Consider the following 9,572-nt stretch of genomic DNA (forward strand, 5'->3'; position numbering starts at 1 on the left):
TGCCTATTCGGAATTGGGGAATAATTTTAAATCAATTTTTAACTATATTTGATGAAAGGGTTCAACTTTAAATAAAAGTCAAACCCTCTTTATTTTAAACTTACACACTTAATGGGATAGTGTCCTTTGGAATAAAAAACCTTTTATAGTTTACTATAAAAATACTTTATTAATTCTTGATCTCAGTTTCCTGTTATAATCTTCTTGTAACCAATCCCTATAGTTTTTAGTACTTTTACTAATACAATAGGAATACCTGCGTACTCTGAATTCTATATCATCATCCAATAGTTTACTAAGCATACGCGCATCAAATACATCTTCACTATTTTCTGCACACATTAGTGCATGTTGCTCAATGGATTTTTCTAAAACACTTTTACTTCGTAATCCGTTTCGCTTTGTTTTAGCATATTCTTCTTCAATATCAAAATCAATCTGTTTTGATTTTGCAAATTCTTTTCTGATTTCTACAGGCATAACGTATTTAAAACTACGTTCTATTTCTTCATCACCTAATAAGTTATCATAATAGAAATCTGGTGATTTAAAAATTGCCTGCCAATCCATATCATCACTCCATAAACCAAATCTGGCTGTGTTATTTCCCATATCAATAATAGAAAACTCAGATTTACTAGGTAATATCCGTGAACCTCTACCTATCATTTGAAAATATAATGTCAGCGATTTTGTAGCCCGGTTAAGAATGATACTTTCTACTGTTGGTTCGTCAAATCCAGTAGTAAGAATACTAACCGAAGTTAAAATAGCACCTTTAGTTATCTTAAACCATTTTAATATCTCAACACGTTCTTGTTTACTATTAGTATTATCTAAATGCCGAATAGGTAAACCTGCTTTATGAAAAGATTCATATACTTGCAGAGAGGTATTGATACCATTATTAAAAATCAATGTTTTTTTACCTTTGGATCTTTCTTCATATGCTTTAAGCAATTTATCCTGCATCAATGCATTGGTATATAAATCTTCAGAGGATTTGACGGTATAATCGCCATTCATTCCGATTTTTAATGATCCTAATCCTACATTATAAGTATATGTAACTGGTTTTGCTAAAAACCCTTTCTTTATTAACGATGATATAGTATCCCCCACTATCAATTCCTGATAGTGATCCTTCATAGGAAGTTTCATGTTAGAACTAAGCGGTGTAGCAGTTACTCCCAGAATAAAACAATTATTAAAAAAACGAAATAATTTTCTAAACGAATTGTAATGAGCTTCATCTATAATCACCATTCCTACGTTTTCAATAGTAAGTTGATCCTCATTAAGCCTATTGTTTAATGTTTCTACCATGGCTACAAAACACATATATTCGCTCTGGTCGTCCAGGTTTTTTACATTACTATTAATAACCTTATTCTTAACATCAAATTCGGTAAGCATACCTGATGTCTGACCACAAAGTTCAATACGATGTGTAAGAACGACCACCTTCTTTTTAGTAGTTTCGATAAATCTTCTCACGATTTCAGAAAAAATGACAGTCTTGCCTCCTCCCGTAGGAAGTTGGTACAATAGGTTATAATTTTCTGGAAATTCCTGTAACCTCCCAAAAATCTTATCTATATCACGCTGCTGATAATCATACAGAGTTTTCTGTTCTTTTTTTTCTATGGTCATTGATTTCACTCGCATTTACTTTCTATTAAAAATAGAAGCTACTAAATTAAGTACTTTATAAAGTTATTTAAAATAATTTGTTAACTATATTTAAAAACATTCTTAAAATTTCTTTTTTTATATCCATTCCATATTTAATAAGAAATAACATACTGTAAGCGAATGTTAATTATTCATAAATATATGTGCAATACTAATTTCTTCATATAATTTTATAATCTTAAAGAGTATAATGGCAAAGATTAATAAAGATTTAATTCCAGTTCAAACATTACTAATTCCTAAACCTATTCTATATACTGGAAAATTTTTAAACTGGATTTCCCCCTTTTTAGCTTCAAGATTCGCTGCGCGTTTATTCCTAACTCCTTTTAAATATAAAAGACCGGAAAGGGAAAGAAAAATGGCTCAAGAGAGTATTAAAGAGCATATAACCATTAAAAAAATTGACAGAGATGTTGTAGTTTATACATATGGTACTTCTCATAAAAAAATACTACTTGCCCACGGATGGTCAGGTAGCGGCACCCAGTTCTCTATGCTTGCAGAACAATTAGTAGCTCACGGTTTTAGCACTATAAGTTTTGATGCTCCTGCACATGGAGAAGCCACTGGAAAAACCAGTAATATGCCTCAATTCATTGAAACTATCCATCAACTGGAACAAACACACGGCCCCTTTCAGGCTGCTGTGGGGCATTCTCTGGGTGGTATGTCTTTATTAAGAGCTGTCAAAGATGGTTTGTCAATCAACGCTTTGGCAATTATAGGAACTGCTAATAGTATTACAGAAATTATAAGTGATTTTACTCGTAATTTACAGTTAGATAAAAAAACAGGAGGTTTATTAAAAAACTATTTTGACACATTATACGGTGAAAATCTGGATAACTATTCTGGTGCAGTTTCTGCCAAAGAAGTTAAAATACCTACCTTAGTTATTCACGATAAAAATGATGTGGATGTACCTTATAGTGCTGCCTATGAAATTAGTGATGCATTAGTCAAAGGAAAATTACTGATTACAGAAAATTTAGGTCATCGAAAGATATTAGGAGATCCTCAGGTAATCAGTAAAATAATAGAATTTACAAATACATATTGAATTGTTATGCTATGTAATTTAGTACGACTAAAGCTTTAGATTATAATTAATATGAAAACAATGAAAAATATTTTTCTTATAATAATCGCTACATTAACGATTAGCTGTGCTGGCAATGCACAGAAAGAGGTGAAAAAAGAATCAAAAGTATATGAAATTACTAAAACAGATAAAGAATGGAAAAAAGTTCTTACTGCCGATCAATACTATATATTAAGGCAAGCAGGAACTGAAAGAGCATTTTCCAGCCCATTAAATAAAGTATATGCTTCTGGCACATTTTCTTGTGCAGCATGTAAAACTCCTTTGTATAAAAGCAAACACAAGTTTGACAGCGGTACAGGCTGGCCTAGTTTTGACAGAGCAGTTGATAAAAATGTTGATTTTGATGTAGATCATAAGCTAGGATACGCAAGAACAGAATTATTATGTGCTACTTGCGGAGGACATCTAGGGCATGTTTTTAATGACGGACCAAGAGAAACTACCGGTAAACGGCATTGTATAAATGGAGATGCATTAATTTTTGAACCTGAAAATCAGTAATAAGTATAAAATTTTAGGTCAGGAAAGTAAAAATTGAAGATAGTTGTAACCGGCTAACATAAAATATCCAGTAAAAAACACTACTTTAATGACACTATATAAAAATTAAATGATTAAATCATAGTAAAGTACTAAAACACAAAAATAAATGAGTGCATACCCTTATCATAAAACAGAAGAAGAATGGAAAGCTAAGCTTTCTGAGGAGCAATATCGTATTCTAAGACAAAAAGGAACGGAACGCCCATTTACTGGTGAGTATAATATTCATTCAGAAGATGGAACTTATAAATGCATGGGATGTGATATTCCTTTATTTAAGAGTGCCACTAAATTTGATTCTGGTTGTGGATGGCCTAGCTTTGATGAATCTATAGAAGGAAATGTGGAATACATAAGAGATAGTTCACTTGGCATGATTAGAACAGAAATTTTATGTGCTAACTGTGGTAGTCATTTAGGTCATGTATTTAATGATGGACCTACAGAAACCGGGCAGCGCTATTGTGTTAATTCTATTAGTATTAATTTTGACAAAACTTAATATGGTTATTTATAAGTTTGGAACGCTTATTGATAATTAATTTTTATTAAAAACAAATAATCACAAATTATGAAAAATATTATTGCGCTTTTATGCTTTTCTTTAGTACTATTTACTTCATGTGAAGGAGATCAAGGACCTCCTGGAGAATCAGGTGGCATTTTTTTAGCTGAAACCTTTGAAGTTTCAGGTCTTAATTTTAATGCTGGCAATGATTTTACCAATAGAGTTTCACTAGATCCTAATATATTTAATGACGATGTCATTTTAGTATATCGTTTATTAGAGGTTGATAATGGATTAGATGTATGGGAACCGTTACCTTCTGCTCCTGTTTACTTTTTTGATGATGTGACTAATGAGATCATAGGAGACCTTATTTATAGATTTAATTTTACTGTAGGAGATATAGACATTACATTGGATACAAATGTGATTGATCTTGTAGGTCCTGAATATACAAATAATCAAATTTTTAGAATTATAGTGGTACCATCAGAACAAGCCAATACTTTAGATATTGATTTTGCAGATTTTAATGCTGTACAATCGGCTCTAAATTTAGAGTTCTAAAAATACTTAGGTATACAATATTAGTAAATTGATAAAAAATATCGGTTAAAGCCGTGTAAAAGGATACTTTTCTAAGAATTGTATCCTTTTTTTTGTTTTAAAATCATCCTAAAAGTGATCAACCAATTCCTTTTCAATTTAGCCGAATTATACGTAAATTCGTTACTTCAAAAAAACAACATTTTATGAGTGCATATGATATTATCGTATTAGGAAGTGGACCTGGTGGTTATGTAACTGCTATCAGGGCTTCTCAATTGGGGTTTAAAACTGCAATTATTGAAAAGGAAAGCCTGGGAGGTGTATGTTTAAATTGGGGATGTATACCAACCAAAGCATTGTTAAAAAGTGCACAGGTATTTGATTACCTTAAACACGCTTCTGATTACGGACTTACTATAGAGAAATTTGATAAAGATTTTGATGCAGTTGTAAAACGTAGTCGAGGTGTTGCAGAAGGAATGAGCAAAGGCGTTCAATTTTTAATGAAGAAGAATAAAATTGATGTAATTAATGGTTTCGGTAAACTAAAAGGTAGCAGTAAAGTTACCGTTACAGATACAGATGGTAAAGATACAGATTACGAAGCAAAACATATCATTATCGCCACTGGTGCTAGATCGAGAGAATTACCAAACTTACCACAAGATGGTAAAAAAGTAATTGGGTATAGAGAAGCTATGACATTGCCATCACAACCTAAAAAAATGATTGTAGTTGGTTCTGGAGCGATTGGTGTAGAGTTTGCTCATTTTTATAATGCGATGGGTACAGAAGTAACTATTGTAGAATTTTTACCCAATGTAGTTCCTGTAGAAGACGAAGAAGTTTCTAAACAATTCGAGCGTAGTTTCAAGAAAGCTGGAATCAAAGTAATGACAAATTCTTCTGTAGAAAGTGTAGATATTAGTGGAGAGGGTGTAAAAGCAGTTGTTAAAACTAAGAAAGGAGAAGAAACCCTTGAAGCGGATATTGTATTGTCTGCCGTAGGAATCAAAACAAATATTGAAAATATTGGATTAGAAGAGTTAGGCATCGCTACGGATAGAGATAAAATTGTGGTGAATGATTGGTATCAAACCAATATTCCAGGGATTTATGCTATTGGAGATGTTGTTCCTGGTCCTGCATTGGCACATGTAGCCTCCGCAGAAGGAATTACTTGTGTAGAAAAAATTGCAGGTATGCACGTAGAGGCTATTGATTATGGCAATATTCCGGGATGTACTTATGCATCTCCTGAGATTGCTAGTGTAGGAATGACTGAAAAGCAAGCAACAGAAGCCGGTTATGAAATCAAAGTTGGTAAATTTCCGTTCTCTGCTTCTGGTAAAGCAAGTGCAGCCGGAACTAAAGATGGTTTTGTAAAAGTAATTTTTGATGCAAAATACGGCGAATGGCTTGGGTGTCATATGATCGGTGCCGGAGTTACTGATATGATTGCAGAAGCTGTTTTAGGTAGAAAACTAGAAACTACAGGGCATGAAGTATTAAAAACAATACATCCACACCCAACCATGAGTGAAGCGGTGATGGAAGCTGTAGCTGATGCGTATGATGAAGTAATCCATTTATAATACGTATATATACTATTAAAAAATAACCTTGTTAACATCAACAAGGTTATTTTTTTGTTTTATACTATTTTAGAACTTTAAAGACACAGTGATATTGTAAGCGTTCAGCAAACCTTAAATTGCTTAGCTCCTGTTTAGGCTTTAGTTTTGCGATATGCAAAAATAAGACACAACATAAAAACAGGATACTTGCACAGAAAATTTAAAACCAAATTTTCAGAATCCAAAAAAAAACGATAAAGAAAACGTCTTTATATATCCAAATAGAAGTTGTTAATGCAGTAAGAATTTCAAAACCAGTTTCTATTGAGATCCATTATTCCAACGGAGTATTTTTATAATATTCTTCTTACCTATGTAAAAAAGAAAAAATCCTATCAATCATCGCATGTACCAATAATATAAATCATTGCTGTATTGTAGATCTATTGTATTCTGCAGGATTATGTAGAAGTGAATTATTGAATTTACAACGTACAGATATCGACAGTAAAAGAATGTTGATTTTTATTAGAAATGCCAAGAATAGCAGAAACCGTTATTCATTACTCTCTGAAACAGTATTAAAAGATTTAAGAATGTATTATAAGCAATGGAAACCTAAAGAATATCTCTTTGAAGGAACCTTAGGACAAAAATATTCTGCTGAAAGTGTTACTAAGATTATTAGAAAAGCAAGTAAGAAAGCTGGTATCAAAAGAAAAGTAAATCCTCATATGCTAAGACATTCTTTTGCTACTCATCTTTTAGAAAATGGTACTGACCTAAGATATATTCAAACTTTATTAGGTCATAGTTCTAGCAAAACAACAGAAATTTATACACAAGTAGGAACTAACAATTTGAGGTCAATCAAAAATCCATTAGATTTGTGAATAGTATTAAAAGAATAAACCCAATTGGGTTTATTCAATTGTTAGGCTTCATTAATCGAAATGATAAACTTCAAACTAAAAAAAATAGAGGACGTAAGACCATCTGGAAGCGGAGAAAATGCTAGAATGAGTTGGTTTTGGCTTACTGATGCAGATTTGTGGTTATCGTTTAAAGGAACAAATATCTACGAATATACTAAAGAAGCACTTGAATACTTCGGAGATAAACCTTCACCATATAATAATTACCCTTTAGTTCGTTTTATAGAAGATTTTACGCATATTTTTATCGAAATAAACGAGTCTATTCCTGAAGAGCTGTATAAGTTAACAAAAGACCTTTCAGCCTTTAAAAAAGATGCTGAAAAATGGCTTGATATTTATGAAACTGATGAAAATGAATATAGCGACTTTTATTTTGAAGAATATGATAATTTAATTTCTTGGACTTATAAGAGGACTTTTGATTCTGGACATTTAATTGGAGGTCCTCATTTATCATTTTACAGAAATGATAATAAAATAAGAATAGTATGGGATGTTAATCACAAACTTGACAACGGAGTTGATTTGTGGACAGCAAAAGATGGCTTTATTGAATTAGATTTTATTGATTTTATTGAGATGGTAAAGGACTTTGGAATTAGATTTTTTAAAGAAATGGACAAACAAATAGAACTAGCAGTTCAAAAAGACTGGAAAACTGTTCAAATTGACAAAAAACGATTACTAGAAGAGCATAAAGAAAGAGAAGAAGAATTTAAAAATCAATTGAGTTTGTTAAAACAAGAAATGAATAACAAAACTGACTGGAGTTTAGTTACTGACCTATATTCTCGAATGAAAAATGAAATAAAAACGAAAGCCTAACAATATGTAAACTGCATTAAAACGACAGTTTACATTAACCGTTGTGTGTCATTTAACCAAACGAAAAAGATTAATGGGACTTAAAGCAAAATATAAAAATGAATCAAAAAACGACCTGATTGAATATTTGAATAATATATTGAATATTATAAAACCTTTATTCAATAAAAATGGAATCGTTGACTTATCAAAAGTCTCAAAAAAAGCTGATTTAGAATTTATTCTTGCTTTATTATTGAACTCTAAATTTATTTCAAGCGAAGATAAAAATGGACGGAGTTTTGGTGCTGATGATGTTATTGCTCTCAAATTAGAGATTGAAGGAAATAGATATTTAAAATATTGGGGGAGAATAAATTGGTTATCAAAACCCAATGACCACGAATGTCATAAATCATATCAAGACCCATTTTATGGATTATTTGAACTCAAAAACAATAGACTTGAACTAAATGAAGCAATGTTTGGTGATTATGACAAAAATGATTTGGACGGAAATCACTGGATAGAGTCTTATATGAATTGGATGTACGACATATAAAAACGAACACACAACACGATGTATAAAACATAGCTAATAAGTGCTTAACCGAAAGGTTTGTGTATATTTAGAAAGTCCACCAAATTTTTAATTTGGCTTTTAAAAAGAGAAAATTAAAAACAAAATATAAAAATTCGGCTCTGTGTTTATCCGAAAAGTTAGTGTCTTTTTACACGCTACGTTTCATATACAAAACCGTTACCCAACATTATGAAGAAACGAAAAATAATAGGAGTTCATTTATTGTCATTTATCATTTTGACAATAATTCTTATTTTTTCATCCGAGCCTTTATTAAAGATATTTGCTTCAGAAATCCACCACGTCGGAATGTGGCTGAATTTGATAATATTTGGAACAATAGGGATTTTTATTTTGACAATTATTTCTTGTGTCATTTTTTTAAAACGGAGTAATTAATGTTCTGGAAAAAAAAGAAAAATAAATTAACAGAATTTAAATGCTCTGAATGTGGGCAAGTCCATCCGGAATGGCCAGCACTTGCTTTTAGTTCGCCTGCGAATTACCACATTCTTTCTGACGATGAAAAGTCCGTAATTGGAAAACTGGATACTGACTTTTGCGAAATTCATTACGAAGACCAAATTGACAGATTCATAAGAGTAACACTTACTCAAAAAGTAAATGATGCTTGTGAAACACTAGAATACGGACTCTGGGTCTCATTAAGCGAAAAAAGTTACTCGGATTACAAAGAAAATTTCAATAATCAGAATCACGAAACTGGATATTTTGGTTGGTTATGTAGCAATATAGCCCAATATGGAGATACTTCTTCAATTCCTTGTGACGTAATGACTAAAAGTGGAAATAACAGACCTGAAATTTTCCCTCACGAAAATTTTGATCATCCATTTGTTAGAGATTATTATGATGGAATAACCAAAAAGGAAGCGGAAAAGAGAATAAATGAAATGATAAAAAACGTTGGGTAACAACACCTATGCGATAATGCGGGGTTTGGGTTAAATCAAAAAGTCATTGCTTATTTAGTTTGTCGCCAAAGTATTAAATTTAGTATTTTAGAAAAGATAAAAACAAAATATAAACTTTGGCTAAGTGCTAGATCGAAGAATAGTGATTTTCTGCTTCCGCACTACGCATAGCTAAACGTTAGCGAGCATTTGGTACGTTAAAGGCACATAGTTTACACTTTTTCAAGTTATAATTTGAGACAAAAATCAAATTATTATGCCTTGGAAAAACACAACAACTATGGAACAAAAAATTGAATTTATTTGTGAATGGCGTACTGGAAAATATTCCA

9 protein-coding genes and 1 pseudogene are annotated in these 9,572 nt (G+C 31.5%); 9 read left to right on the forward strand and 1 reads right to left on the reverse strand.

The annotated features are described in order from the left end of the window. Positions 1 to 153: 153 nt before the first annotated feature. On the reverse strand, positions 154 to 1,668 hold the full coding sequence (locus tag ABD816_RS21665) for a DEAD/DEAH box helicase (RefSeq protein ID WP_344930972.1): 1,515 nt from the start codon (positions 1,666 to 1,668) through the stop codon (positions 154 to 156). A 217-nt stretch (positions 1,669 to 1,885) separates the two neighbouring features. Between ABD816_RS21665 and ABD816_RS21670 the strand changes: the two genes are divergently transcribed. From ABD816_RS21670 to ABD816_RS21710, 9 genes and pseudogenes are all read left to right on the forward strand, one after another. Continuing rightward, positions 1,886 to 2,758: an alpha/beta fold hydrolase gene (locus tag ABD816_RS21670; RefSeq protein ID WP_344930973.1), complete on the forward strand. Its 873-nt coding sequence runs from the start codon at positions 1,886 to 1,888 to the stop codon at positions 2,756 to 2,758. 60 nt (positions 2,759 to 2,818) lie between these two features. Continuing rightward, on the forward strand, positions 2,819 to 3,304 hold the full coding sequence (gene msrB, locus ABD816_RS21675; RefSeq protein WP_344930975.1) for a peptide-methionine (R)-S-oxide reductase MsrB: 486 nt from the start codon (positions 2,819 to 2,821) through the stop codon (positions 3,302 to 3,304). 148 nt (positions 3,305 to 3,452) lie between these two features. Further along, positions 3,453 to 3,848: a peptide-methionine (R)-S-oxide reductase MsrB gene (gene msrB / locus ABD816_RS21680; protein WP_344930977.1), complete on the forward strand. Its 396-nt coding sequence runs from the start codon at positions 3,453 to 3,455 to the stop codon at positions 3,846 to 3,848. A 69-nt stretch (positions 3,849 to 3,917) separates the two neighbouring features. Further along, a complete protein-coding gene (locus tag ABD816_RS21685) occupies positions 3,918 to 4,421 on the forward strand; it encodes a hypothetical protein (protein WP_344930978.1) in 504 nt (167 codons plus the stop codon). A gap of 185 nt (positions 4,422 to 4,606) precedes the next feature. Further along, on the forward strand, positions 4,607 to 5,998 hold the full coding sequence (lpdA, locus tag ABD816_RS21690; RefSeq protein ID WP_344930980.1) for a dihydrolipoyl dehydrogenase: 1,392 nt from the start codon (positions 4,607 to 4,609) through the stop codon (positions 5,996 to 5,998). Between the two features lie 362 nt (positions 5,999 to 6,360). Next, positions 6,361 to 6,873: pseudogene (locus ABD816_RS21695) on the forward strand (tyrosine-type recombinase/integrase); the annotation flags it as partial. 60 nt (positions 6,874 to 6,933) lie between these two features. After that, positions 6,934 to 7,743, forward strand: a complete 810-nt coding sequence (locus ABD816_RS21700; RefSeq protein ID WP_344930981.1) for a DUF5984 family protein — start codon at positions 6,934 to 6,936, stop codon at positions 7,741 to 7,743. A 73-nt stretch (positions 7,744 to 7,816) separates the two neighbouring features. Beyond that, positions 7,817 to 8,284 carry a hypothetical protein gene (locus tag ABD816_RS21705; protein WP_344930983.1) on the forward strand — a complete coding sequence of 156 codons (468 nt, stop codon included), beginning with the start codon at positions 7,817 to 7,819 and terminating at the stop codon, positions 8,282 to 8,284. A gap of 419 nt (positions 8,285 to 8,703) precedes the next feature. Next, complete coding sequence (locus ABD816_RS21710; protein WP_344930984.1) at positions 8,704 to 9,240, forward strand: DUF2199 domain-containing protein; 537 nt, start codon at positions 8,704 to 8,706, stop codon at positions 9,238 to 9,240. The last annotated feature ends 332 nt before the right edge of the window (positions 9,241 to 9,572 follow it).

Origin of the sequence: Aquimarina addita (genome assembly GCF_039539305.1) — a bacterium.
Taxonomy (GTDB): domain Bacteria; phylum Bacteroidota; class Bacteroidia; order Flavobacteriales; family Flavobacteriaceae; genus Aquimarina; species Aquimarina addita.